General features: G+C 67.1%; 15 protein-coding genes and 1 pseudogene. 9 read left to right on the top strand and 7 right to left on the bottom strand.

The window, feature by feature from the left end; translation table 11 throughout:
* Positions 1 to 6: 6 nt before the first annotated feature.
* Positions 7 to 1,491 carry a glycerol kinase GlpK gene (gene glpK / locus F0U63_RS45760; RefSeq protein WP_395841257.1) on the bottom strand — a complete coding sequence of 495 codons (1,485 nt, stop codon included), beginning with the start codon at positions 1,489 to 1,491 and terminating at the stop codon, positions 7 to 9.
* 99 nt (positions 1,492 to 1,590) lie between these two features.
* Here glpK and F0U63_RS45755 point away from each other — a divergent pair, with 99 nt between their 5' ends.
* The 4 genes from F0U63_RS45755 to F0U63_RS45740 all read left to right on the top strand — a co-directional run bounded on the left by F0U63_RS45755 (position 1,591) and on the right by F0U63_RS45740 (position 5,377).
* A complete protein-coding gene (locus tag F0U63_RS45755; RefSeq protein WP_395841255.1) occupies positions 1,591 to 2,127 on the top strand; it encodes an FHA domain-containing protein in 537 nt (178 codons plus the stop codon).
* A 75-nt stretch (positions 2,128 to 2,202) separates the two neighbouring features.
* Positions 2,203 to 2,958 carry an MBL fold metallo-hydrolase gene (locus F0U63_RS45750; RefSeq protein ID WP_395841253.1) on the top strand — a complete coding sequence of 252 codons (756 nt, stop codon included), beginning with the start codon at positions 2,203 to 2,205 and terminating at the stop codon, positions 2,956 to 2,958.
* 281 nt (positions 2,959 to 3,239) lie between these two features.
* Positions 3,240 to 4,622, top strand: a complete 1,383-nt coding sequence (locus F0U63_RS45745) for a Tox-REase-5 domain-containing protein (RefSeq protein ID WP_395841251.1) — start codon at positions 3,240 to 3,242, stop codon at positions 4,620 to 4,622.
* A gap of 14 nt (positions 4,623 to 4,636) precedes the next feature.
* Positions 4,637 to 5,377, top strand: coding sequence for an Imm52 family immunity protein (locus tag F0U63_RS45740; protein WP_395841249.1), 741 nt, complete (start codon positions 4,637 to 4,639; stop codon positions 5,375 to 5,377).
* 24 nt (positions 5,378 to 5,401) lie between these two features.
* On the opposite strand, the gene F0U63_RS45735 is transcribed toward F0U63_RS45740, so the two are convergent.
* Complete coding sequence (locus F0U63_RS45735; protein ID WP_395841247.1) at positions 5,402 to 5,980, bottom strand: hypothetical protein; 579 nt, start codon at positions 5,978 to 5,980, stop codon at positions 5,402 to 5,404.
* 216 nt (positions 5,981 to 6,196) lie between these two features.
* On the opposite strand from F0U63_RS45735, the gene F0U63_RS45730 reads away from it, so the two are divergent.
* Positions 6,197 to 8,761: a PAS domain-containing protein gene (locus F0U63_RS45730; RefSeq protein WP_395841245.1), complete on the top strand. Its 2,565-nt coding sequence runs from the start codon at positions 6,197 to 6,199 to the stop codon at positions 8,759 to 8,761.
* 45 nt (positions 8,762 to 8,806) lie between these two features.
* Here F0U63_RS45730 and F0U63_RS45725 read toward each other — a convergent pair whose 3' ends face one another.
* The 4 genes and pseudogenes from F0U63_RS45725 to F0U63_RS45710 form a co-directional block, all read right to left on the bottom strand.
* Positions 8,807 to 10,978: an AbfB domain-containing protein gene (locus F0U63_RS45725; RefSeq protein ID WP_395841243.1), complete on the bottom strand. Its 2,172-nt coding sequence runs from the start codon at positions 10,976 to 10,978 to the stop codon at positions 8,807 to 8,809.
* A 234-nt stretch (positions 10,979 to 11,212) separates the two neighbouring features.
* Positions 11,213 to 12,988: a T6SS phospholipase effector Tle1-like catalytic domain-containing protein gene (locus F0U63_RS45720; protein ID WP_395841241.1), complete on the bottom strand. Its 1,776-nt coding sequence runs from the start codon at positions 12,986 to 12,988 to the stop codon at positions 11,213 to 11,215.
* A 62-nt stretch (positions 12,989 to 13,050) separates the two neighbouring features.
* Positions 13,051 to 14,510 (bottom strand): annotated as a pseudogene (gene tnpC / locus F0U63_RS45715) (IS66 family transposase).
* A gap of 116 nt (positions 14,511 to 14,626) precedes the next feature.
* Positions 14,627 to 15,262, bottom strand: a complete 636-nt coding sequence (locus F0U63_RS45710; RefSeq protein WP_395841239.1) for a DUF3304 domain-containing protein — start codon at positions 15,260 to 15,262, stop codon at positions 14,627 to 14,629.
* Between the two features lie 270 nt (positions 15,263 to 15,532).
* Between F0U63_RS45710 and F0U63_RS45705 the strand changes: the two genes are divergently transcribed.
* The 3 genes from F0U63_RS45705 to F0U63_RS45695 all read left to right on the top strand — a co-directional run bounded on the left by F0U63_RS45705 (position 15,533) and on the right by F0U63_RS45695 (position 23,759).
* Positions 15,533 to 16,789 (top strand): patatin-like phospholipase family protein, encoded by a 1,257-nt coding sequence (locus F0U63_RS45705; protein ID WP_395841237.1) that lies wholly within the window; start codon positions 15,533 to 15,535, stop codon positions 16,787 to 16,789.
* 200 nt (positions 16,790 to 16,989) lie between these two features.
* Positions 16,990 to 22,269, top strand: coding sequence for an AAA family ATPase (locus tag F0U63_RS45700; RefSeq protein ID WP_395841235.1), 5,280 nt, complete (start codon positions 16,990 to 16,992; stop codon positions 22,267 to 22,269).
* Positions 22,270 to 22,430: 161 nt separating this feature from the next.
* Positions 22,431 to 23,759: a vanadium-dependent haloperoxidase gene (locus F0U63_RS45695; protein WP_395841233.1), complete on the top strand. Its 1,329-nt coding sequence runs from the start codon at positions 22,431 to 22,433 to the stop codon at positions 23,757 to 23,759.
* An 81-nt stretch (positions 23,760 to 23,840) separates the two neighbouring features.
* On the opposite strand, the gene F0U63_RS45690 is transcribed toward F0U63_RS45695, so the two are convergent.
* Positions 23,841 to 24,800 carry an AraC family transcriptional regulator gene (locus tag F0U63_RS45690; protein ID WP_395841231.1) on the bottom strand — a complete coding sequence of 320 codons (960 nt, stop codon included), beginning with the start codon at positions 24,798 to 24,800 and terminating at the stop codon, positions 23,841 to 23,843.
* On the opposite strand from F0U63_RS45690, the gene F0U63_RS45685 reads away from it, so the two are divergent.
* Positions 24,775 to 25,881 (top strand): oxidoreductase, encoded by a 1,107-nt coding sequence (locus F0U63_RS45685; protein WP_395841229.1) that lies wholly within the window; start codon positions 24,775 to 24,777, stop codon positions 25,879 to 25,881. The genes F0U63_RS45690 and F0U63_RS45685 overlap by 26 nt on opposite strands.
* The last annotated feature ends 5 nt before the right edge of the window (positions 25,882 to 25,886 follow it).

Genomic DNA, 25,886 nt, shown 5'->3' with positions numbered 1-25,886 from the left:
CTCCCCTCAGGCGCGCTCCACCGCGCGCCGCCACTTGGTCAGGTACTTCTCACGCACCTCGGGCTTCATCTTCGGCTTGAAGACCTTGCCCACCTTCCACGCCTGGCGGATGGCGTCCGTGCCGCTCCACACGCCCGCGCCCAGGCCCGCGAGGAACGCCGCTCCGAGCGTCGTCGTCTGCAAGTCCTTCGGGCGCACCACCTCGGTGCCCAGCATGTCCGCCTGGAACTGCATCATCAGGTTGTTGGCCGACGCGCCCCCGTCCACCTTGAAGGCGGGAATCTGCCGGCCACTGTCCTGGCGCATCGCCTCGGCCAGGTCATGAATCTGCATCGCCACGCCCTCGAGCGCCGCGCGCGCCAGGTGCGCCACCGTGGTGGAGCGGTCCATGCCCGCGAACAGGCCGCGCGCCTCGGGCCGCCAGTGCGGCGCCCCCAGCCCCGCGAGCGCCGGGACGAACACCACGTCCCCGCTCTCCTTCACGCTCGCGGCGAGCGTCTCCACGTCCGAGGACTTCTTGATGACCTTGAGCCCGTCGCGCAGCCACTGCACCGCGGCTCCGGCGATGAAGGAGCTGCCCTCGAGCGCGTACGTCGTCTGGTCCCCAATCTTCCACGCCACCGTGGTGAGCAGCCCCGCCTTCGACGTCACCGGCGTCTCGCCCGTGTTCATCAGCAGGAAGGCGCCCGTGCCGTAGGTGCACTTGGCCTCACCGGGGGCGAAGCACGCCTGGCCGAAGAGCGCCGACTGCTGGTCGCCCGCCATGCCGGTGATGGGGATGCCGTCGGGCAGCGAGCGCATGCCGCGCGTGGTGCCATAGGACTCGGCCGAGCCGCGGATCTCCGGCAGGCACGCGGCCGGCACGCCGAAGAGGGTGCGCAGCGAGTCGTCCCACGCCAGGCGCTTCACGTCCATGAGCAGGGTGCGGCTGGCGTTGGTGACGTCCGTGACGTGCGACTGGCCCCCGGTCATCTTGTAGACGAGCCAGGTGTCGATGGTGCCGAAGCACGCGTCGCCCTTCTCGGCGCGCTTGCGCGCTCCCTTCACGTGCTCGAGCAGCCAGGACAGCTTGGTGGCGGAGAAGTACGGGTCCAACACCAGGCCCGTTGCCTCGCGCACCCGGGCCTCTTCGCCCTGCGCGCGCAGTTTGGCGCAGTGCTCGGCCGTGCGCCGGTCCTGCCACACGATGGCGCGGGCGAGCGGCTTGCCACTCGAGCGCTCCCAGAGGCCCGTCGTCTCGCGCTGGTTGGTGATGCCCACCGCGGCCATCTGCTTGCCCGACAGCTCGGCGTCCTTGAGGGCCGAGCGGATGCACTGCTCGATGGTGGCCCAGATTTCGTCCAGGTCGTGCTCCACCCACGAGGGCTTGGGGAAGTGCTGGGGGAACTCCCGGTAGGAGCTGCCCACCACCCGGAGTCTGTCGTCGAGGATGGAGACATGGGTCCCGGTGGTCCCCTGGTCCACTGCCAGCACGTACTTCGCCTTCGCCATGAGTGCGCTCTCCTGCGGCTGCCTGGAGGGTGTGGGGGTGCACCATACCCGAGCCAAGGCTCTTGGCACGCGCGGCGCGCGCGCCTAGCGTGGCGCGCCATGCCCTCGGTGAAGGAATTACGGGCGCGGGCCCGGGTGGAGTTGGAGACGTTCGTGGCCGAACATGGCCCCGTGGCGCTCATCCAGCAGCCGCCCTCGCTCGTGTTCCAGATGGTGGCCCAGCAGATGGGAGGCTCGCGCACGGTGTTCATGGCGCACCGCTCGCGGTTGACGGACCGGCTGCTCGCCATGTTGCAGGGCTTCGAGCACCTGCAGGTGCTCTTCCTCCACCCCAAGCAGGATGGCGAGGTCTTCGCCGTGGGCCGGTTGGAGACGAGCTGCTCCGTCGTGGTGCATGACCCGTCCGTGTCCAAGGTGCACGCCATGTTCCGCTGGAGCGAGGCGGATGGCGGTTGCACCCTGCGCGACGCGGGCTCGATGAACGGCACCTACGTCAACTCGGTGCAGCTCGGCGGCGAGGAGCAGGCGCTGCTCGATGGGGACGGGCTGGCCTTCGGGGACGCGCAGTTCCTGTATGTCAGTACCCAGACACTTCACGCGCACCTGAACGCGGCCGTGCCCACCTCCGCCCGCTGACGTCCGCCCCGGATCGTCGACTTCCGAGCGCCTGGGGTGTCCGGCGGGCCGCTGGACCTCGCTGGGGGGTGGACCGTGCCTAGGTTGACGCGGGTACTACTCGCGGCACGGACGGGGGTTGGGGTGAAGGGGCTCATCTTCGAGGAGCTGAACGGCGGAGCCAGTTGTCGCACGTATCTCATCGCCAGCGCGTGGACGCGCGAGGCGATCATCGTGGATCCGGTGTTGGAGCTCGTGCCGGGCTACCTGCGGCGGCTGGGCAAGGACCGGCTGCAGTTGATCGCCGTGGTGGACACGCATACCCACGCGGACCATCTGTCCGGGGGGCGGGAGCTCGCGCGGATGATGAACGCGGTGCACATGGGGGCGCCCGCGCACGCGGTGCAACGGCCGTTGGGCGAGGGGGATGTGCTCGCGGTGGGCGACGTGCGCGTGCGCGTCTGGGCGAGCCCGGGCCACACGGCCGATGGGCTCGTGCTGGTGCTGGACGACCGGGTGCTGACGGGCGACACGCTGCTCATCGGTGCCACGGGCCGCACGGACCTGCCCACGGGCGACCCCGAGGCCGAGTACGAGAGCCTGGAGCGCCTGCTGTCGCTGCCCGACGACACGCTCGTGTTCCCCGCGCATGACTACGGCGGGCGCACGTTCAGCACGATTGGCCACGAGCGCGTCTCCAACCCGCGCCTGCGCCTGGACCGCGAGGCCTTCCTCCAGTTGATGAGGATGCCGCGCTCGGAGAAGCCCGAGCGTCTGGCCGAATCGCTCGCCTACAACTCGCGGCCCCGGGACGCGCGCGATGCGCCTCCCGAGCAGGTGTTCTCGATCTAGGTTCGAGGAGCGTCAGCCAAGGGGACTACCCTGTTGGAGCGGTACGACCAACGGGGGGGTCTCTCATGTTGCCGTCAAAGACTCGCGGGTTCGTTCCCGGGAGTGGACATGTCGCGAAGGTGGGCCGCCGTGAGGCATTGTTTGCCCTGGCCGCCGTCGTTCTCCTGGCCGGGTGCGCCACGGGCGCTCCGCGCGGGAGCCTGACCCGCGGCATTGGCCTCCACTCGCGGGCCTCCTCATTCCACGACAACTCCACACCTCGGCGGCCCGAGGCCGTTCCCGTGCCTGGAGAGGCGGCGGGAGGCTCCGGCGGATTTCTCGAGGACACGGCGGACCCCTTTCAGGTGGTGCAGGAGGCCAGTGGCCTCGGGGAAGAAGCACGGCACCCGGCGGGCGCAGCGCTCTACCTGGGGCAGGCGCGTCAACTGCTGGCGCAGTTGACCAGGACGCCCGTGACGTACCGGAACTTCGCCCCGCGCCGGGTGCTGTGCTGGCTGCTGCGCGAGGTGCTCGCGGGCGGCGAGCGCGTGGAGTACGCCGACTTGAAGTGGCGTGCCGAGCGCTTCTGGCTGCTGGTGATGGTGCGACCGGATGGCTACCTGGCGACCGCGCTCACCGGCACGCCCCTGCAGCGCCTGGGGCAGCTCCAACTGGTGGAGGGCGAGTGGCGGGTGGGCAACCTCGCGGTGGGTGACTTCTACTTCTCGCGAGGCGGCGTCTTCTATCCGGTGAACGAGGCCTTGAGGCGCGTGGACAGCCCACCCCTGGCCGAACTGGGCCTGGGCAAGGACTGGCTCAGCGCCGCGCTGGATGGAGCCCAGGTCGCCCTGGGGGAAATGGTGGTGGCGACGGCCCAGTGCCTGCTCCATCCCATCCGCACCGTGGAGGACCTGGCCCAACTGCCCACCACGGTGGCGGGCCTCATCGCCTCCTCGCCGGAGTACTTCGCGCGCTACGGGGCCATGTCCCGGGAGGACCAGATTCGTGAGGCGGCGCGTCTGTCCACGCACGTGCTCATGCTGCTTGGGGGGGCGGAGGCCACGGTAGGGCGCATAGGAGGGCTGGGGGCGGAACTGCCGGTGCTGTCGCTCACGGCCAGGGGAGAACTGGCGCTGGGCGGAGCGGTCGTGGTGGGAGGCGCCGCGAGCACCACCGGGGGCATGGCACTGGGAAACCTCTCTCTCCTCCACATGGCGGGGAAAAGGCAGGGAGGCACCGGAGGCGCGAGCGGCAAGAAGGGGAAGTCCTCTCAGACGACCGTGGCGAAGGGTCCCGGCAAGTGGACGTACAAGAAACCCACCACCGAGTCCCAGCAGGCCCGCGAGTACCAGGAACAGATAACGGGACGGCCCGCGTGGTGGGTCTACATGATTGGAGAAGTGGAGTTCGATGGCATCCGGGGCAAGGAGCTGTTGGAAGCCAAGGGTCCTGGCTACTGCGCCTTCTTCAATCCGGATGGCACGCCCAAGTACTGGTACAAGAACTCCGGCAAATTCGACCAGATGATGGAACAGGCCGGTAAACAGTCAAGGTTGGCCCACGACTTGGGACTGCCGCTGACATGGCATGTTGCCGATGCCAAAGTCGCGCAATTCCTTCGGAAGGAAGCCACGCGAAGGGGATGGCACAACATGGCCATCCATCATACATCACCCACGCGCTAAGCGGAGGAACACTCATGACTGAAGACTACTACGTGGGGGCGTACTGGGGACCACGCAAGGAGACGGCGCTGGAGTGTGCACGGCGCGCGGAACTCTTCTTCCACATGCTGGCGCGGTGTGATCCGTCCTTCGTCCAGTGGTACAGGGCGGGCCGAGGCTTCCCCCGCGAGTTGCCAGGCCATCCTGTCAACACGGAGGTGGAGGCGCTGGAGAAGTGGCTCCTCAAGGGCAGGAGTCGCACGGACGTCAGTAAGCACGTCATCGAGGATATGGGCTTCAGTCAGTCGATGTGGAATGCGAAGAAAGAAGCCACGGACATCCGCATCCACTGTGGTATGTATACTTCGTGGGCGCCCAATTCATGTCTGTTGAAAGTGACCCGGGAGAGCCCGATACGGGAGCGGCTCCTGCGCGTCTCGGTTCTGGCCGAAGTGCTCACCGTCATGGCCACCGCGTGGGACCCCGACTTCGCCATGGCCAGCTCCTCGGAGATGGTGGAGCTGTTGGAGAAACAGGGGTTCGAGGTGCGGGTGGGCTGGTTGACGTACCTGTCACGCAGCCGGGGCCGGCTGCCCCCGCTGCCCGCGCCCGTGCGCATCGAGCCGGTGGGCACCCTCGGCTGGCTCCTCGTCCTCTCTCCCGAACCCATGACGGCGAGCAACCCCGAGCACGTGGCGTTCACCTCCCGTATCCGAGAGCTGCTCGACCGGGCGGGTCTCATTTCATGGCCGAGGCCCGCGCCCGTGGCGGAGTGAGCGACATCAAGTGCCGCCGAGGCGCTATCCCTTCGCGCCGCGCTTCTTGGCGACGAGATCCTTCCAGAGCCCTGAATACTTCTTGCGGTATTTCGGGTCTTCTTCGGTTTCGCTCAGCGCCAGGGCATGCTGTTTCAAGTGCTCGTCGTGCACCTGGTCGTAGATCTTCCGGAAGACCTCCAGGATGTCGTAGCGGATGAGGGTCCCGTTCTTCTCGGTGGCGCAGTCCCGGAAGCGCTGGCTCAAGCGGTCCACCACTTTTTTCTGGAGGGCCGGGCTGGCGGTCCCCACCCTCCAGAGCGATTGGAGGGAATGCCGGGCCGTGACGAACCTTTCATCCTTCGTCACCGCCATGAGTTGATCGAGATCCTTCAACATCCGTTGCTGGGGGTCGCTCCTGGCCAGGCCGCTGAGCAACTGCACCCCGATGGCCCGCTGGTGGTTGTCGCCCTCGCGCAGCAGCGTCAGCAACTCATCCCAGACTTCGTAGGCCCACTCCACCGGCTGCTGGGTGAGTTCCAGGAGGTGCATGAAGGAGGCCGCGCGGGATTCGGCGTCCGTGCCGTGCAGGCGGGTGAAGTGTTCGCGTGTGCTCTGGTCCATGGGCCGGAATCTTCCACGTTTCGACGAGCGGATGGGTAAGGGAACGTCTGGACGCCTCTGGTGTCGCGCACAGGCCAACGGGTTGTGTGCCTGGCATTCGAGCCGATGGGCAGAAGCCGCGGGAAGGTCTCCCTGTTGAACAGTGGAGACATGGCGGAAGGTGCCGCCAGACGGCCAGTCTCTCGCGAGCCATCCCGCCCGGGTCATCCCCTTCCCGTGACTCCTTGCCTGACCTGCTTCACCACGCCCATGCCCCTGCCGTCCCCACCTGACTTCCAGCTCCTCTTCGAGCAGAGCCCAGGCCTCTATCTGGTCGCCATCCCGGACGCGGACTTCACCCTCGTGGCGGTGAGTGATGCCTACCTGCGTGCCACCTTGACGACTCGCGAGGGCATTCTCGGCCGCCCCTTCTTCGAGGTGTTCCCCGACAACCCGGCGGATCCGAACGCCACCGGGGTGCGCAACCTGCGTGCCTCGCTCGAGCGGGCCGTGGCCACTCGCGCGCCAGACACCATGGCCGTGCAGAAGTACGACATCCGGCGTCCCGAGGCCGAAGGCGGTGGTTTCGAGGAGCGCTACTGGAGTCCCATCAACACCCCCGTCCTCTCCCCCGAGGGCGAGGTGCTTTACCTCCTGCACCGGGTGGAGGACGTGACGGACTTCGTGCGCCTGTCCCGCCGCCGCGAGGAGGAGCGCGATCGCACCGAGGCCCTCCAGTGCCGCAATCTGGAGATGGAGGTGGAACTCCTCCGCCGGGGCCAGGAACTCCAGTCCGCCAACGAGGCACTGCGGGAGGCGGTGCGTGTGCGCGACGAGTCGCTCGTCCTGGCCTCCCAGGCCCGCGCGCAAGCCGAGCGCCAGCGGGAGTGGCTCCACTCGCTCTTCATGCAGGCGCCCACCGCCATCGCCATCTTCCGGGGTCCCGGCTACGTCATCGAGCTGGCCAATCCCCAGGTGTGCCGTCTCTGGGGCCGCCGCCCGGAGGACGTGCTGGGCAAGCCCCTGTTCCAGGCCCTGCCCGAGGCCGCGGGCCAGGGCTTCGAGGTGTGCCTGGATGGGGTGCTCACCACGGGCGTGCCCTTCGTGGGGATGGAGATGCCCGCCCGGCTGGCTCGCCTGGAGGGTGGGGCCATCGAAGACGTGTATTTCAACTTCGTCTACGAGCCCATGCGCGGTGCCCAGGGGCAGGTGGAGGCCGTCATCGCCTTCGCCTTGGACGTGACGGAGATGGTGCGGGCGCGCCGGCGGGAGGAGGCGCTCGCCGCCGAGAAGGTGCGCGTCGCCGAGGAGCGGCTTCGCCTGGCGACGGAGGCCATGGAACTGGGCATCTGGGACATGGACCCCGCCACGGGCGCGCTGGAGTGGGACGAGCGCTTGCGGGTCCTCTTCGGGCTGCCAGCCGGTGCTCCCGTGGATTACCCCACCTTCCTCTCGCGCGTGCATCCCGAGGATCGCCTCCAGGTGGACCGCCTCGTATGGGAGAGCCTCGCGCCGGGCAGCACGGGGGCCTTCGCCATGGAGTTCCGTACCCTTCCCGTCGAGAACCAGCAGGAGCGGTGGGTGAGCTCGCAAGGCCAGGTCCACCGCGATGCCTCGGGGCGGCCCATCCGCTTCCTGGGCACGGCACTGGACATCACCGGACGCAAGTGCGCCGCGCAGGAACTGGCGCGCAACGCGGCCATCCTCGAGGCCATCCTCCAGAGCATCCCGGATGCCCTGTACGTGGGAGATGCCACCGGGATCCGGCTGGCCAACACTCCGGCGCTGGAGATGCTGGGCTTCGAATCACTGGAGGCGCTGAATCAGCACGTCACCCTCCTGGGGGAGCGGCTCCAGAACCGCTCCGCCGAGGACGGCCACCGGCTCACGCTGGAAGAGGAGCCCTTCATGCGGGCCTTCCATGGGCGGCCGACCATCCAAGAGGTCCTCGCCCGCCATCTGCTGACGGGCAAGGACCTGGTGGTGCGCTGCGCCGCCGCTCCCGTTCGCATGGGGGAGGACATCGTGGGCGCGGTCGCCGTCAACACCGATATCACCGAGCGCAAGCGTGCCGAGGCGGAGCTGCGGCAGGCGGCGGAGTTCCGCGAGCGCTTCATCGGCATCGTCTCCCATGATCTGCGCAATCCGCTCAACGCCATCCTCCTGTCCGTCAACGCGATGATGCGCTCGGATTGCGCGGTCCAGCACCACCTGAAAGCCGTGCGCCGGATCGCCATCAGCGCCGAGCGCATGGGGCGGATGATTGGCGACCTGCTCGACTTCACCCGCGGACGGTTGGGCGGCGGCATTCCCATCAGTCCCCGTCCGGCCAATCTGCTCGCCATCTGCCGGCAGGTGGTGGAGGAGCTCGAGGTGGGCAACCCCCAGCGACAGCTCCGGCTGAGCATGGTGGGAAGCTTCCAGGGCGAGTGGGATCCGGACCGGCTCGCGCAGCTCCTCGGCAACCTGGGCAAGAACGCGCTGGACTACAGCCCCGAGGGCATTCCGGTGGACTTCGTGCTGCGCGACGAGGGGGACGCCGTGTGCGTGGAGGTTCGCAACGGGGGTCCACCCATCCCGGCGGACCTGCTCCCGCTCATCTTCGAGCCCTTCCGGCGGGCCACGGACGGCCGACATCCGACGTGCGGACTGGGTCTGGGCCTCTTCATCGTCCAGCAGATCGCCCGCTCCCACGGGGGCCGCGTCGAGGTGCGCTCCACCGAGGCGGAGGGAACCACGTTCACCGTGTTGCTGCCGCGCTCCGCGGAAGGTGTCACGGAAGGTGTCAGAGGATTCGTCTAGCGCCTCGGCGGGCGCCGGCCCGAATCCTCTGACACCTGGATGGGCCTATTTGGCGGCCTTCTTCCTCACGATGATCGAGGCGGCCTTGTCGTTCCAGCCCGCGCCCACCAGACAGCTGTTGGTTCCGGTGGTGAGGGAGGCCTGATCGAAACGGCCGCCGTCGTACAGCACCGCTTCGTACCCATCGGCCACCTGGAGCGAGGAGATGACATCCGGGCTGAACCCCAGGGTCCTCATGGTGTCTTCGTCGTAGCTGCCCACGGGGAGGTGGATGCCCGGGCTGGTGAAGTTGCAGTCATTGTGGACCACGACGGTCGGCGCAACCGCCTCGACGACCAGCGAGTTGGCACGGTCATTCCACCCCGCGGCGACGAGGCAGCTGTCATCCGCGGTCTTGACGAGCGAGGCGCCCGTGAAGTCGGCGTTCTCGTAGAAGGTCACCTTGTAGCCGGGCTGCACCCGCACCGATGAGATGTCCTTGCCCGCGATTCCGCGGAACTGGAGGTCGCTCAGCTTGTAGCGGCCCACCCAGAGTCCCGCCCTCCAGTCTCCCGTGTAGTTGCAGTCCCTGAAGATCGCGACGGGATCCCTCGGCTTGATCGTTCCCCCGCGGGTGTTCCCCATCCGGGCGAAAGCGCGGGCGGCGGAGGCCTGGTACAGCAGGACGGGGTTGCCGGGCTGCCCCACGCTGTTCCACCACTCGGGGTACCTGCCGTTCGCGTCCTTGCCATTGTCACGCACGAACTGGAGGTAGCCCGCGACGATGTTCAGCCAGTTGATGTCGCCATCCGTCTCGTAGAGGTCCACATAGGCATTGGTCATGTCGTGACCCCCCCACTGCCCGGTCTCCCTCAGCGCGCGGGTCTGCCAGTCGATGTACGTCGACTCCATGGCGTAGGCCATGTGGCGCGCGTCATCCAGGTAGGTGTAGTTGCCCGTGATCTTGAACAACAGGAGGGCCGTCTGGGCCACCACGGCGTTCTCATACCCTCGGTAGCCAGGGCCGTAGCCGAAGCGATTGGCCTTCACCCAGTTGTACAGCCGCAAGCCGTCGGTCAGGTACTGCTGGGTTCCGGTGGCCCGGTAGATCATGAGGTTGGCCGCCATGGTCGGAGCCGTGGCGCACAGGCAATGGCCGCCGGTGTCCCCCTCATGCCAACGAATGCCGCCGTTCGGGTTGCTGGTCGCGGTGTTCTCCCCACTCATGCTGAACGCCACGACCTCCTTGGCCCTGTTCAGATAGGTGGTGTTGTTGGTCTTCTGGTACAGCTCCATCAAGCCCTTGGCCACCCAGGCGTTGTCGTCGTAGTACCGATCGCCACATCCATAGGCCACGGCGTTGTACGCCCAGCGGTTCTTCGTGTAGCACCAGTAGGCTTGGTGCATTTCGTTGGCGAAGGCCTCGGCCTGCTGGATTCTACCGCCCGCGATCAAGGCGTGAAGCTGAGTGCCCGCGTCCCAATTGAAGGCGGTCGCCTGGCGATCCGTGCCCTCGTAGTAGAGGTTGCTGCCGGGCTTCCTGAAGTCCTGCTCGATCTTGTTGAGGGTTTCGTCTCCCCAGGCCTTGAAGTCACTGCTGGCCTGGCTGATGGCCTTCCAGCTCGCGTCCTCGTTGAAGCTGACCGCCGTATCGCTGGGCAGCGAGCCGCCCCGCTGCGCGAGCCACACTTCCGAGTTGATGTGCCGCATGTAGCGGCCGGGGAAGTTGAAGGACTCCAGGCTGACGCCTTGCCCCGACAAGCCAGGGCGCGTGCACCACGTGGCATCCTCGTCGAACACGCGGGTGCTGTCGCGGCTGTCGAGGCGAATCCGTGAGTTGGAATGCCGCAGGTACTTGCCCGGGTAGTTCTGCGACTCCAGCGAATAGCAATCCTTGTCGGCCAGGCCGGCCACGACGCGGAAGCTCGAGTCCGCTTTCTCGGTCGCCGAGGTCCCGATGACATCCGTGCGCGCCAGGCTGTCATAATGACGCAGGACGCGGTTGGTGTAGTTCGGCGTCGTGACGCCAAAGCTGTAGTAGACGTTCAGCCTCAGCGGGACCCAAGACAAGACGGTGTTGACCGGTTGCGCGCCAGCACTGACAGCGGCGGCTTGGACCGTGGTGGCCTCGGGGTTGTTGCTCGCTGGATCCGCGTTGTCTGTATCGCGTGCACCGCCGCAACCCACCATCACGGTGGATGCGAGCAGCGTGGTGAGTCGCAGCCCTGCTCTCCTCATTCTTTTACCCTCATGCGGTTACCCGCCCATGAGAGGTGGGCTTGTATAACAAATTAGTCCGTTTAATCAAGTAAAACGAGGAGATGTGGGTGATGCCTGCCAGGGCCGGTGGTTGCCGCTGGATGAAGAAAGTTCAGGCAGGGACGGATGGTCGGTCGGTCGGGGGACTCGTTGGCGCCCTGCATCATCGATAGGGTCCGCCCGACGGGCCGCCAGCAGTGGGTGTTCGGAGACTCAGCCGAGGGCCGTGTGCGGCATGGGCTGGCCGCGCGGCGGACTCACGGCGTACTTCATCTTGTTGTTGCCTCCCGTATAGATGACGCGGGGATCGGACGGCAGGGTCGAGTCCTGGGCGAACGCCGCCAGCGAGTCGTGGACGTAGGTGTCGAAGAACTGGATGATCGTCTGATCCTTCAATCCCTGTCCGCGCTGCTCGTCCTCGTAGGCCTGGAGCAGTTGCTGATAGTGGGGCCGGAGCTTCTGCCGGCCGAGGAACTTCGCGAGCGCTTGGATGGCGCGAGCGTCCTCGAGGAGTTGTTCGTCGTAGACCTTCAGGGATTCCAGGAACGAACCGTCCGAACTGGGCAGGGTGTCCAGGCGGGCCTTGAGGGACAGGTAGTCATTCTTCATGGCTTTGGCCATGAATTGTTCCCTCTGCAGGAGTTGCTGACGACGCTGGGTGCCGAATGAATTTTGCAACTCACTGGTCCGTTGCGCTTGGGTGAAGTACTTTCGTTTGAGCGCTTCCGTGTCCTTGGACAAGCCCTGGTGCTCGGTCTTCCACCTGGTCTGGAACTCCCGGAGGAGTGTTTCGTCCTTGGTGGGTCGACGGGCCGCCCGGTCATTCTTGTCACGGGCGATCCGGTGGAAGCGCCACTGGTAGTAGCGCTTCATGTGGGCCAGGACTCCAGCGCCGAGGGACTGCTCGCCCCAACCCACGGCATTCATGTAGCCAGTGAATCGCTGGTGGAGCAGTTCGAATGACTCCTTGCTCGCGGCATCCTCGGCGAAGTCCTGGCTGTTGAGGGCATTGCCCAAGGGGACGCCTGCCTGAATTGCTTGCTCACGCATGACTCTCAAGGGGAGCATGCTCAGGAGCGAGCCATTCGTCCGGCTTCGGGCTCCTTCTCCCGGGCGATAGCCGCCACCCACGTCCGAGTGGGCTCCGGGATAGAGCATTTCGCGGCAGTTGGAAGGGTACTCCAGTCCCTGGAGAAGACTGTCCACGGGGAACGAATTACGGAGCTCATGGGCGGCCACCATGTGAAGACAATCCTCCACCATCTCGGGGATGCGGAGATCATTGGCCCAGGCCCAATGTCCGGTGGACAATCCCGGCGCGGGATCCGCACCCGGTTCGGTGCCAAACGCGAGTTTGGAGAGGTCACGGGCGTTGCGATCCATCATGCCCGCACGCGTGCTGACCGCGCTCAACAGCACGGAAGCCGTGTTGTTGAGACTGAGGGGTGTTCCCACCGAGGCCACGGTGTCGAACAGCCCCATGAAGTAAAGGCGAATGGGCGACGTGCGTTGACCCAGTGTGATGAGCCAGACGCCATCTCCACGGCGCTGGCATTTCTGTGCGATGCGCAGGGCAAATGCGCGTGCGAGCGTGGCGCCACGCGAGAATCCGAACAGCGCGAGATGGAGCGTTTGTCGGCCATTGCTCCGGGCAAGGCATTTCTCCAGTTTGGCCATCGCCCACTTGAGCCGGTCTTCACCCTTTCCTCCCGCTCCGTTGCCCAGGAGTTCGCCGCCGGGGTCTCCTATCTCCCGGAAATACGTTCCAATACCTGGCACGTAGTGGCGGTATATGCCTTGTTCCGGAGTTTCAAGATGGTCCAGGAAGAGCCGAGCCACGTTGCTGTGCTCTCCGGTGTCACGGTCTGCTTCCAGATTGTTTCCCGTACCATCGAAGAAGATGGAGACGTGTGTTCCACTGGAGAGAGAGGGCTTCTGGGCACTGTTTCCTTTGGCCCCGAGTGCTCGTGCGGTCTTGCTGCTGCGCATGTTCAAGAACGCGACGGACTTGCTCAGACTGGAAAGTACCTGGTTCGTAACCGTTCACCGACTCAGGCAGCGAGCGCGAGCTGAGATACGGGCAAGGCAGGAAGGAGCGAAGGCCCGCGCAAGCCGCGGCGGTGCGCGGCGAGGGTATCGGTCAGGAAGGCAAGCACGTCACGGCCCTGCAACTTGAGGGTGGTGGTGGCGGTGAAGATGCGCTCCACGAAGCGGCTGCCCTCCTCGCTCTGCGTGCCAAAGGACGTCTTCCTGTACATGACGGCGTGCCGGATGCAGCGCTCGCCGAAATTGTTGGTGGGCTCGAGGCCTGGCACATCGACAAACGTCCAGAGACACTTCTCCCACTGAAGGATTTCCCGGGCCATGCCAGCCGTCTTCTTCTCCGCCCGTCGCGCCGCCTCGCGCAGCAGTTGGCCGACTCTGTGTTCCACCTCGCGCATGCGCTCTTCAAAGTGCTCGCGTGCCAGGGTGCCGTCGCGCACGCGGTGGTACCACTTGAAGAAGCGGTTGCGTTCACGCATGAGTTCTCGGCCTATCCGCCCGCCCCGTCCTCCTCTGTCAATGAAGCCCTGGAAGTCGCGGGTGAGGTGTGCCCAGCACAGCTGGCGCAGCCCCGCATCCACCCACTCGTAGGCGCTCCACCTGTCGGTGGTGAGGAAGCCCGCGAAGTCCGCGCCGAGCAGTTGGCGGGCCACCTTGCCGCCGCGGCTGGTGGCGATGTGGAACACAACCACCAGCGCACTGGCCACCACCCACAGCCAGGCGCGGCCAGCCCGGCCGCCCTCTCGTCCTTGCGCGAATCCCGTCTCATCGGCGTTGGCTGCCTCCGAGGCTCGCACGTAGTCGAGGGCTTCGGCTGCCGCTGGCGCGAGCGCCTCCGACATCTCGCCCTCCAGGTTGCTGACGCTGCCCACCGACAACTCCACCCCCAGCATGTCCGACAAGGCGTCCTTCACCAGCCTTTTGGACAGGCGGTATTTGCCCACCAGCAATGAGGCGAGCGCCGCGAGCCTGTCACCGAAAACGCTGCGCGCGTGCGCGGGCACCTCCCCGCGCGTCACCACCCGCACTCAGGGCACTGCAATGCATGACAGCGGTACTCGGTGACAATGGCTGACAGGGGCGGCACCTCCACCACCTGGTGACGCCGGGGGGCGCTGTCCTGCCCCCGCAGCTGTCGCTTGCAACCCCTGCACTCCCGGGGCACCACCTCCACGGCGTGCTGCACCTGCTCGGGCGGTAACAGCGCGCGCTCATGCTTCTTGTGTCCAGGCTGGCCTCCCGGACGGCGGCCCGTGGGCCTCTTCGGCTGGCGCCTCGTCCCGGGCCCATCGGAGGACGGCGGCCTCGAGGAGTTGCTCGAATCCTGGCGCAGGCGCGCCTCCAATTCCGCCACCCGCGCCGTGAGTGCTTCCACCTTCGCCATCAACTCGGCGATGCGCGCGTCTCGCTCCGCCACCATCGCTTCCAACTGCGCGATGCGCACGTCTCGGGGGTCCACCTCGGCCATGCTTCTGCTACACCACGTCTGCCGTCCCCTTGTCCAGCACCACTTCTGCGGTCACCTCTCCTCTGCCTCCTCCTCAACCGAGCCGGGTCGGTGAACGGTTACCCTGGTTCTTCTGGTCACTGGGAGTTGACATTCTTGCACTTGGCGACTTGCTCGTCCAATACAGCGTTGCCGGACTGCTTGCGCTGTGTCGGGCTGTATCGCTCCAGTCGCAGTTTGAGTTCTGGATAGTCTTCCGTGAGTTCGATCTCGATGTGCCCGTCGGGGAAGAAATGCACCGCGAAGTTCTCTGGATTCGGAGGTACGGGGCCGGTGATCATGACTTCCTTCTCACAGCGGCGCATGTTGTCCCGTGTCCAGGAAACCTTGATGGGGATGGGAAGGGCCGCACCGGGATACCAGGGGATGCAGCACACGCCGCCACTGCTTCCGGCAGTAGGAGAACTAACGGGAATGTCGGCCCCTCCAATGCCCGACACGGAGAAGCTGCTGATATAGAGGTCGGTGTAGTTCAAGCCGTAGAGCGTCAGTTCGATGGGCTTGAGCGACTCGGGCAAGGGCTCGTTCCCCGACTCGTATTCGCGAAGCAGTTCCTCGTCGCTCTTCTTGCACGTGCAGGCGCCTGGGGCCATGAACAGCCCGAGCAGCATCAGGCTCTGGTACATCCTGGAGGTCATTGTCCGAATCCCGAGGGCAGAGGCATGGAGCGTTCTAGCGAAGCCACGGCCGAGCTTCTTCCAGAATTCCGCCAAGGGGTAACTCCAGCCCGTCAAAGGGGAAGGAGCTGGCCTTCCGTGGGGCCGTGCTCCCGAGGGTACGTCTTCCGTCCTCGGTCCAGCATCTTCTGCTCGAGGGTGCTCGGACCGGGTGGGTTTTTGCTGGGTACCGGTCACCCGAGGCTCGGGGAGAGCCGTCATCGCCTCGAATCCAGGCATGCTGCCGTTCGGGAGCCGACGTCCGGAGCCGGGCCTGCTTCCACTCAAGGCCGTCCTGCGAGTGTCCTTCGCATGAGGGGGCGCACCATGGAGCATTTCAAGATTCTCTCGCTGGATGGAGGAGGCACCTGGGCACTCATCGAGGTCCGGGCGCTCATTGAACTCTTCGGTCCCGAGGCGCGCGGCCATGAGGTGCTTCGGAGATTCCAGCTCGTCGTGGCCAATTCGGGAGGGAGCATCGTCGCCGCGGGGCTGGCGGCGGACTTCACCCTGGGGCAACTGCTGCAACTCTTTCGCGACGAGGCGAAGCGCCGGAGCATCTTCGTCGAGCGGCCGTGGTACCAGCGCATGCTGGCGGCCATTCCCGCGCTCCAGGATCTGGAGGCGCGTTACGCGGCGCGCAAGAAGTTGGAGGGGCTCGAGCGGACCTTCTCGGAGTCGAAGCTGGAGGGCTTCGCCCGGCTGACGATGGAGGAGTGGAAGGCTCGTGCCGGTCAGGGCCTGGCGGACATCATCATCACCGCGTTCGACTATGACCGTCGGCGTGCCATCTTCTTCCGGACCCGGCCGGCAAGCCCGGCGGCCTCGCGCTCGCCAGCGAAGAACCCGACCTTCGCCCAGGCGGTGCATGCCTCGAGCAACGCGCCCATTACCTTCTTCGATGAGCCCGCCACCTTCCTGGAGCGGCGTTTCTGGGACGGGGCCATGGGGGGCTACAACAACCCCACGATGGCCGGAGTGGTGGAGGCCTTGAGCCACATGGGCGACGGCGCGGCGCGAGTGGATCCCTCCACCCTTCGCGTGCTCAGCCTGGGCACGGGCATGGTGCTGTCCCTCCCTCCGGATGCCACCGGAGAGGTGGAGGACAAGCGGCTCTTGCACACCCCCGAGGAGCCGGGCCTCGCCAGTGACATCCGCAAGGCGGCGCTCTGCATCATCGATGACCCGCCGGATTCCGCCAGCTTCATCGCGCACGTCACGCTGGGACACCGGCTGCCCCGCGACCAGGGCGACGTCGTCCAGGATGGGCCGGTCATCCGGTTGAGTCCCGTCCTGCGTCCCGTCAAGCGCAACGGCCGCTGGATGTACCCGGAGAAGATCGATCCCGGCTTCTACCAGCGGGTTTCGGAGCTCGGCATGGATGCCGTGCAGAAGGAGCACGTGCTGCTCATCGACTCCCTGTGCGATGCCTGGCTCCAGGGCCGGATTCCCAACCAGTCCTTGCGCGCCAACCAGGACCTCGAGCCGGAGGTGGGCCACGCCCGCTTCAGCGACGCGCTCACGCAACTGCGGACGTGGCTCGACGGCGAGCTCGCTCCACCTTCCGTGGCGGCGGCACGTTGAAGTCGCCGGGCGCCCGACGTGTCGGTTGACACTTCCGCCGGAGACACTTCCGCCGGAGTCCTTCTCTGGTGGATGGTTCGGGAGCTACGCAGGGTGCGGGTGGGCGCGGAGGAGGGTCGTGGACAGGGGCATGGCGCTTGCCCGCTCGGAGGCTCCAGGCACTTCAAGGAGGCGCGCCCAAGGCGCTAGGCTCTGCCTGGATGCTGAATATTCCTGGCTACTCCCTGCTCGGGGCGTTCAAGACCACGGGCACGAGCCTGCTGTTTCGCGCGGTGCGCGGTGCCGATGGTCTGCGGCTCATTCTCAAGACGCCGCGGGTTTCAGCCCCTGGCCCCCGTGAGCGCGAGAGCTACCTGCGCGAGTTCGGCATTCTGCAACGGCTCCAGGACGTGCGCGGCGTCATCCGGGCCCACGCGTGTGAGCAGCTCCAGGGCCGGCCGGTGCTCCTCCTGGAAGACGTGGACGGCACGCCCCTGTCCGAGTCCACCGGCGAGCCGCTCGAGGTGACCCGGGCCGTGGACCTGGCCATCGCCGTGGCCTCGACGCTCGCGGAGCTGCATCGCCGCGGCATCGTCCACAAGGACATCAAGCCCTCCAACATCATCCTCACGCCCTCGGGGGAGACGCGCCTCATCGACTTCGGCATCGCCAGCCTCCAGCTCGTCGAGCACGTGGACGTGACGCAAGCCTCCCTGGTCGAAGGCACGCTGGCCTACATGTCCCCGGAGCAGACCGGGCGCATGAACCGCTCGGTGGACTACCGCACGGACTTCTACTCCCTGGGCATCACCCTCTACGAGCTGCTGGCGGGCCAGCGCCCCTTCCAGGGTCGCGACGCGCTCGAGTGGTTCCACGCCCACATGGCGCAGGCCCCGCGGCCCCTGACGGCACGGGTGCAGGGGCTGCCGCCCGTCCTGTCCGCCATCGTGATGAAGCTCCTGGCCAAGGTCGCCGAGGAGCGCTACCAGAGCGCCGAGGGACTCAAGGCCGATCTCGAGCGATGCCGGGAGGGGCTGAGCCGGGGGGTGCTCGAGGACTTCGTTCCAGGCCGGCACGACTACCCCAGTCGCTTCCAGCTCCCCCAGCGGCTCTATGGGCGCGACAGCCACGCGAAGGTCCTGCTCCAGGCCTTCGAGCGCGTCGCCGAGCGCGGCCGCCCGGAGCTCGTCCTGGTCAGCGGCTACTCGGGGATTGGCAAGTCCTCGGTGGTCAACGAGCTGCACAAGCCCGTGGTGCGGCAGCGCTCCTTCCTGCTCAGCGGCAAGTTCGACCAGTTCCAGCAGGACATCCCCTACGCCACCGTGGCGATGGCCCTTCAGGGACTGGTGCGGCAGTTGCTCGGCGGCACCGATGAGGAGCTGGCGCGGTGGCGTCAGGGCCTGAGCGACGCCTGGGAAGGCCAGGGTCAGGTGCTGGTGGACCTCGTCCCGCAGCTCGAGCTCGTCGCGGGCAGACAGCCCCCCGTCCAGGAGCTGCCGCCTTCCCAGCTCCAGCAGCGCTTCCACCGGGTGCTCTGCCGGTTCCTTGGCGTCTTCGCCACGTTGGGGCACCCGCTGGTGTTCTTCATGGATGATCTCCAGTGGGCCGATCTGGCCAGCTTCCAGCTGCTGCTGCATCTGCTGACCCACCCGGAGACACCGCCGCTCCTGCTGATCGCCGCCTATCGCGACAACGAGGTCCATTCCTCCCACCCGCTGGCGCAGACGTTGGAGCAGCTGCGCCGGGCGGGCGCGCGGATGTCCCACGTCCAGCTCGAGCCGCTGAGCCTCGAGGATGTCCGGCGGCTCGTCATGGACACGCTCCCCGGCGCGAGCGCGGAACTCGTCGGGCCGCTGGCGGCGCTGGCGCGAGAGAAGACCGGAGGCAACCCCTTCTTCCTCCTGCGCTTCCTGCAGACGCTCCACCAGGACGGTCTGCTGGTGCGCACGCCCGAGGGCTCCTGGCGCTGGGACGAGCAGGGCGCCCGGCAGAAGGGCTACTCCGACAACGTCGTCGACTTCATGGTGGCCAAGCTGCGCCAGTTCCCCCCCCGGACGCAGCACCTGTTGCGGCTGGCGGCCTGCGTGGGAAACACCTTCTCGCTGCGCACCCTGCTGGTCATCTCGGGACTGGAGGAGCCGGGCGAGGTGGAACAGGGCCTCGAGCTGGCGCTCCAGGAGGGCGTGCTGGCCACCACCGGCCCGGAGCAGTACCGCTTCCTCCACGACCGCATCCACCAGGCGGCCCACAGCCTCATCCCCGAGGCGCAGCGCAAGGCCGTCCACCTGCGCGTGGGCCGCTTGCTGCTGGCGAGTCTGTCGCCGGAGGAGGTACGCAAGAACCTCTTCGAGGTGGTGGGGCAGCTCAATACCGGCGCGGAGCTGCTCACCGATCCCGAGGAGTGCCACCGCGTCGCGCGCCTGAACGCCGAGGCCGGCGCGAGGGCCAAGGCGTCGACCGCCTACCGCTCGGCCATCACCTATCTGGCGATGGCCTTCCAGCTCCTCCCCGGAGATCCCTGGGAGGTGGATCACACGCTGGCCTTCAAGCTCCGGTTGGATCTCGCGAGCTGTGAGTTCATGAGCGGCAACGCCGCCCAGGCGCGCCGCATGGTGGAGGAGCTCCGTGGCCGCCCGCGCACTCCGGCGGAGATGGCCGCGCTCTACCGGCTCAAGTGCGACCTGCACGTGGCCGCCGGCGAGAACCAGGTGGCCGTCGATAGCCTCCTGGAGGGCCTGGCGATGATGGGGATGCCGCTCCCACCGCACCCCTCCTGGGAGGAAGTGGTGGCCGCCCAGGCGGAGGTGGGGGCCCTGTTGGGAGAGCGGTCCATCGCCAGCCTCGTGGAACTGCCCCGCCTGAGCGATCCGGTGAAGGAGGCGACGATGAGCCTCCTGGTGGCCCTCAACACGTCGGCGCTCAACACGGACCGGCACCTGTACCTGCTCCACCTCTGCAAGCTGGTCTGCTTCAGCATCCGGCATGGCAACACGCCGGCCTCCGTCCACGGGTACTCCACATATGGGATGGTGCTGGGGCTCGCCTTCAAGCGCTACCAGGAGAGCCTGGAGTTTGGCCAGCTCGCGTGCGCGCTCGCCGAGCGCTACGACGTGGCCGCGCTCCGGGGCAGGGCGCTCTTCGGCATGGGGATGCTCAGCCACTGGCTCCAGCCCATCTCCGAGTCCCTGAACAGCCTGCGCGCGGCCTTCCAGTACGCGCTCCAGGCCAGCGATTTCCAGATCGCCGGCTTCTGCTGCACGCACATCGTCTCGCAGCGGCTCACCCTGGGGCACGCCCTGGAGGAGGTCTACCAGGAGTCGGTGGCGCGGCTGGACTTCGCGCGGATGAGTGGCTTCGTGGACGTGCGGGACGTCGTCCACGTCTACCAGCGGCTCACCCAGCAGCTCCGGGGACGCACCGTCTCGTTCCAGTCGCTCGACGGAGAGGACTTCACCGAGGCGGCCTTCGAAGCCCGGCTCACCCCGCAGCGCACGAGCATCGCCCGGTGCATGTACTGGCTCGTCAAGATGCAGTCACGCTTCCTGAGCGGGGCGTACGACGAGGCGCGAGAGGCGGCGGACCGGGTCGCCCAGCTGAGCTGGTCGTTGCTGGGCCGCGTCCAGCTCCTGCAATTCCACTTCTTCCATGCCCTGACCCTGGCCGCCTGCTTCGGGAAGATGACACCGGAGGAGCGGGGGCCGGCCCTCGAACAGATCCGCGAGCACCAGGCGCGGCTGGCGGAGTGGACGAGCCATTGTCCCGAGAACTTCCGCGCGCTCGAGCGCATGGTGTCCGCAGAGCTGGCGCGCCTGCTGGGCCATGAGGCCGAGGCCCTGCGTGCCTATGAAGAGTCCATCCAGGCCGCGCGCGAGCAGGGGCGCATCCATGACCTGGCCCTGGCCAGCGAGCTGGCGTCGCGCTTCTGGTCCGAGCGCGAGGTGCCCACCATCGCCGAGGCCTACGCCCGCAAGGCACGGGAGGCCTGGCTGCGTTGGGGCGCCCTGGGCAAGGTCCAGCACCTGGATGCCCAATGGGCGCACCCGCCCGTCCTCCCGTCCTCGGAGGAGACCAGCACGGACACGAGCTCCACGCACCTCGACGCGCTCACCCTGGTGAAGGCCCAGCAAGCCATCTCCGGGGAGATCGTCCTGGACAAGCTGGGGGACACGCTGCTGCGGGTGGCCATCGAGAACGCCGGTGCCCAGCGCGGCGCCCTGCTGTTCCCACAGGGCGACAAGCTGTCGGTGGTGGCCCTCGCGGACCCCGCGCCGGAGGGGCCCGTCGCCGGCCCTCGGGACGAGCGCCTGCCGTGGACCCTGCTCTCCTACGTCCGGCGCACCCGGGAGCACGTGCTCATCGGAGATGCCTCTCAGCCCCACCCGTTCGCGGCCGATGCGTGGCTGCGGCGCGGCGAGGCCCGCTCGGTGCTGTGCCTGCCCCTGGTTCGCCAGGAGGAGTTCCGGGGGGTGCTCTACCTGGAGAACTGCCTGGCCAGCAACGCCTTCACTCCCGCGCGCATCTCCCTGCTCGGCCACCTCGCCTCCCAGGCCTCCATCTCCCTGGAGAACGCGCGGCTGTACACGGAACTCCAGCAGGCCGAGAGCGCCCTGCGCCGCGCCAACGACGAGCTGGAGAAACGGGTGGAGGAGCGCACACGCGAGCTCCGGCACGCCCAGGCCCAGCTGGTGGACACGGCGCGCGCGGCGGGCATGGCCGAGGTGGCCACCAACGTGCTCCACAACGTGGGCAACGTTCTCACCAGTGCCGTCATCAACGCCCAGGTGCTGACCCAGACGGTGAGCACCTCCCGCATGCTGCGGGTGAAGCAGGTCTCCTCGATGTTCGAGCAGCACGAGGGAGCCCTGGCGGACTTCCTCACCCGCGACCCCATCGGCAACCAGCTGCCGAACTATCTCTCGAGCCTCGCCGAGGAGCTGCTCCGCGAGCACGCGACGCTACAGGAGGGCCTGGAGGCGATGAACAAGCACATCGAGCACGTGCGGGCCATCGTCCAGGTGCAGCAGACCTACGCCCGCAGCACGCTGCTCACCGAGGAGTGTGATTTGTCGCGCCTCGTCGAGGACGCCTTGAGCATCCAGCTGCCCGCGCTCAAGCGACAGGACGTCCACATCGTCCAGTCGCTGTCCGCACTACCCCCGGTGCGGGTGGACAAGCACAAGGTGTTGCAGATCCTGATCAACCTCATCAGCAACGCCAAGAACGCGATGAGCGCGATTCCCACCAGCCAGCGGCAGCTGCACGTGCGGCTCGACGCGGCGGACAACATGGCGCGCATCCAGGTGGTGGACAGTGGGGTGGGCATCGCGCCGGAGCTCCGCGAGCATCTCTTCACCCAGGGCTTCACCACCCGTGAGGGTGGACATGGCCTGGGCCTGCACTCGAGCGCACTGGCAGCGCGGATGCTGGGCGGGCAGCTCTCGCTGGAGAGCGAAGGGCCGGGCAGGGGGGCCACGGCCACACTGCTGTTGCCGCTGGTGTAGCGGTGCGACGCGTTCTCCGGGTGGATTTGCCGCCCGCGGGACGGCGCTGTCATCATGGCGTGGGAACAGGGGGGGCCTGATGCGCCAGCTCACGCGCGGACGTTCACCGCGCTGGCTGTCTCATGAACGTACGAACGCATATGGCTCTGGGAGAAACTCCGATGATGCACGTCCTGGTCGCAGTGAGAAGAGTTTGGGAGAGAAGGCCGCGGGGCAATCCGCGTCACCGCCAGGGAGCCCTGGCCACGGTGCTGCTCGTGGGGTTGCTGGCCGCCGCGCCCGGCACGGCCCGGGCCAATGTGGTCGCCGACTGGAACCACCTGATGCTCAGGCTCGAGCCGACGCCGAGGTTCACGCCCCACACTCGCGGCGCGGCCCTGATGCACGTCGCGATGCATGACGCGCTCAACTCCATTCCCGGCTCGCGGCGATACACCACCTATCTGCCTCCCGTGCCCGCCTCCGCCGGTGCCTCCCCTGAGGCCGCGGCCTCCGCCGCCGCGCGTTGGATGCTGCGCAGCTATACCCAGACCGTCCACCCGGAGAACACCACGCTGCTCGGGCAGATCGACACGCTCCACGCCACCACCCTCGCGTCCATTCCGGACGGTCCCGCGAAGACGGAGGGAATCCGGGTGGGCGAGGCGGCGGCGGAGCAGCTCTGGACGGCGCGCGCCAACGATGGCTGGAACAACCCGGACCAGGTCCAGTACACCTTTCCCACTCCCGCGCCCGGCGTCTGGCGGCCCGTGCCGCCCTGGCCGTCCAACAACCTCCCGCCCTTCTACTGGTGGAACCGGGTGACGCCCTGGACGATGACCCAGGCCTCGCAGTTCATGTCGCCCCCTCCGTTGGACCTCACCAACATTCGGTTCTGGAGCGATGTCGTGGAGACCTGGGCCTATGGGGACAGCCAGAGCAAGGTGCGCACCGCGGACCAGTCGCTCGCCGCGCACTGGTGGGGCACGTGCGCGGAGAGCAACTTCGGCTCGCCCGGCCTCATCGCCCAGCAGCTCGTCCGGGATCACGGTACCGGGCTGTACGAGAGCGCTCGCATCTTCGCGCTCCTCGCGCTCGCGCAGGCCGATGCGATCATCTCCAACATCGAGAACAAGAACACGTGGAACTTCTGGCGCCCCATCACCGTGATTCGGCAGAGCGTCGACCCGAACTGGACGCCCTTCCTCACCACCCCTCCGAACCAGGAGTACCCGGCGGGCCATCCCATGGTCAGCGGCTCCGGGGTGTACGTGCTCGCGAAGTTCTTCCCCGGCCGGCTGGCGCAGCCCTTGCGCGTCACGAGCGCGGGCTGCAGCACCCGGACGTTCCTCCAGGTCTCGGATGCCGTCCAGGAGGTGGTGGGCGCGCGGATCTGGGGCGGCATGCACTTCCGCCACTCGGGAGAGGTGGGCGCGAGCCTCGGCGAGAAGATCGCCCACTGGGTGTCCCAGCGCTATCTGCTCCCGCTCGACGAGCCCCTCTCGCCGTGAGGCGGCTGCCCGCCCACCCGCCGCTCTGATTCAAGTCCCGGCCCGGGCGGCGGGTTCGCCGCCCGTGGGACGGCGCTGCCATCACGGCGCGGGAACAGCCGGGATTGGCGCGCCCGCTCGCGCGTGGAGCTTCGCCGCGCTCCGGTAGTGCTTGGGTGCACGGCCCGTGACGCGCTTGAAGGCGTTGCTGAACGCGCTCTCCGACGTGTAGCCCAACGACCGCGCGAGCTCGGCGACCGAGGCGTCCTCGTCTCGCAATCCCCGCTGGGCCAGACGCATCCGCCATGCGGTCAGGTAGGCCAGAGGCGAGATCCCGGCGACCGATTTGAAGTGCACGGCGAAGTGGGTCCGGGACATCGCGGACGCCCTGGCGAGTTCCTCGAGCCGCCAGGGGTGACCTGGCTCGCGATGCATCAACCGGAGCGCCGGAGCGATTCGCTGATCGCCCATGGCCCGGAGCCACCCGGCTGGCAGGGTGCTGGCTGTCGCGAGATGCGCGCGCAGGGTCTGCACGAGCATGAGCTGGACGAGCAGCTCCGACGTGAGGCTGACCCCCGAGAGGTTCGTCTCGTGCTCGTGAACGAGCCGGTCGATGAGCCAGTTCAACATCGTCGCTTGCGGCGAGGCGGCTCGAACATGCATCAGCGAGGGCAGCAGTTCCTCCAGAAGGCCGCTGCTCGCCGCGTCGATGCGCACGTGTCCGCCGAGCAGGAAGAAGTCTTCGCCTTCGCCCAGCTTCGGGAACCGGGTGGTGCTCGTGGCGAAGACACGCGTCCCGTCCTTTGGGATGGCCCGTGGATCACTCGAGAGAACGAAGGAGCGTTGCGCCGAGATGAAGACCACATCTCCCTCGTCGACTCGCACGGGAGCCCTCTCACCATCGATGCGAAGCTGGCATTCACCCTTCACGAGCGCGAAGAACTTGATGTTCTCGGGCGCCGGAACGCGGATCGCCCATGAACCTCCAGCCGTGAAGCCGCCCGACAAGACCGAGCGGGGATTCGCGAGCCGGAGGATGTCGGAGAAAGGATCATCGCTCATCTTCGAACGATCACGCATGTTTTCAGGACGTTCAAGCATTAAAAATTCGGAGACACGGGGGTATCTCTCGCTCATGTCTACTCCCCAAATTCCAATCGAGTCTGGCTTCGGTGCCGCATCCACGGCGGCCGAGGTCATCCACGGCCGGGACCTGACCGGCAAGATCGCCATTGTCACGGGAGGCGATTCTGGCCTCGGTCTGGAGACCGCGCGGGTATTGGGTTCCGCGGGCGCCAGGGTCATCGTCCCGGCCCTGAATCCCAACACTGCCCGGGCCGCGCTCGAGGGGCTCGCCAACGTCGAGTACGAAGTGATGAACCTGCTCGACCCCGCCTCGATCGACGCCTTCGCCGGGAGGTTCCTGGCGACTGGCCAACCGCTGCACCTCCTGGTGAACAACGCGGGAATCATGGCGTGTCCCCTGGCGCGTGATGCACGGGGATATGAGTCACAGTTCTCGACGAACTACCTGGGTCATTTCCAGCTCGTGGCGAGGCTCTGGCCCGCCCTGCGCCAGGCGAACGGGGCGCGAGTGATCTCGGTAGCCTCCTGGGGCCATCACTACTCTCCGGTCGTGTTAGAGGACCCCCACTTCGAGCGGCGGACCTATGACCGCTGGGCGGCTTATGGGCAATCGAAGACAGCCAACATCCTTTTCGCGCTCGAGTTGGACGCGCGTGGCAAGTCGTATGGGGTGCGTGCCTTTTCCGTCCACCCGGGCAGCATCGTGGCCACGGGTCTTGGCAAACATCTCACGCGCGAGGAACTCCAGGCGGTTGGCGTCCTCGACGCGCACGGCGATCCCATTGTCGACCCATCGAGGAACATCAAGACGGTCGCGCAGGGAGCCGCGACCAGCGTCTGGTGCGCGACGAGCCCGCGGCTCGACGGTCTGGGAGGCGTCTACTGCGAGAACTGCGACATCGCCCGGGTGGAAGATGAGAAGGCCGTGGCCGGTGGGGAGCTCGAGGGATCGGCGCGGCAGACCGGTGTGATGCCCTATGCCGTCGACCCCGAAGCGGCCCGGCGCCTCTGGAGCCTGGGTGAACGCCTTTCAGGCACGACCCTCTCGGAGCGGTGACCAGG

It is taken from the genome of Cystobacter fuscus (assembly GCF_044360685.1).
Classification (GTDB): Bacteria; Myxococcota; Myxococcia; order Myxococcales; family Myxococcaceae; genus Cystobacter; species Cystobacter fuscus_C.
The sequence above is the reverse complement of the archived record's forward strand: the minus strand, read 5'-3'. Positions and strand labels throughout refer to the sequence as shown.

What these genes read in the sequence shown, in the direction of transcription:
- glpK (WP_395841257.1), bottom strand. Translation starts at nt 1,491, where the DNA reads ATGGCGAAGGCGAAGTACGTGCTGGCAGTGGACCAGGGGACCACCGGG.
- F0U63_RS45755 (WP_395841255.1), top strand. Translation starts at nt 1,591, where the DNA reads ATGCCCTCGGTGAAGGAATTACGGGCGCGGGCCCGGGTGGAGTTGGAG.
- F0U63_RS45740 (WP_395841249.1), top strand. Translation starts at nt 4,637, where the DNA reads ATGACTGAAGACTACTACGTGGGGGCGTACTGGGGACCACGCAAGGAG.
- F0U63_RS45735 (WP_395841247.1), bottom strand. Translation starts at nt 5,980, where the DNA reads ATGGACCAGAGCACACGCGAACACTTCACCCGCCTGCACGGCACGGAC.
- F0U63_RS45725 (WP_395841243.1), bottom strand. Translation starts at nt 10,978, where the DNA reads ATGAGGAGAGCAGGGCTGCGACTCACCACGCTGCTCGCATCCACCGTG.
- F0U63_RS45720 (WP_395841241.1), bottom strand. Translation starts at nt 12,988, where the DNA reads ATGCGCAGCAGCAAGACCGCACGAGCACTCGGGGCCAAAGGAAACAGT.
- F0U63_RS45705 (WP_395841237.1), top strand. Translation starts at nt 15,533, where the DNA reads ATGGAGCATTTCAAGATTCTCTCGCTGGATGGAGGAGGCACCTGGGCA.
- F0U63_RS45700 (WP_395841235.1), top strand. Translation starts at nt 16,990, where the DNA reads ATGCTGAATATTCCTGGCTACTCCCTGCTCGGGGCGTTCAAGACCACG.
- F0U63_RS45695 (WP_395841233.1), top strand. Translation starts at nt 22,431, where the DNA reads ATGATGCACGTCCTGGTCGCAGTGAGAAGAGTTTGGGAGAGAAGGCCG.
- F0U63_RS45685 (WP_395841229.1), top strand. Translation starts at nt 24,775, where the DNA reads ATGTCGGAGAAAGGATCATCGCTCATCTTCGAACGATCACGCATGTTT.
- F0U63_RS45690 (WP_395841231.1), bottom strand. Translation starts at nt 24,800, where the DNA reads ATGAGCGATGATCCTTTCTCCGACATCCTCCGGCTCGCGAATCCCCGC.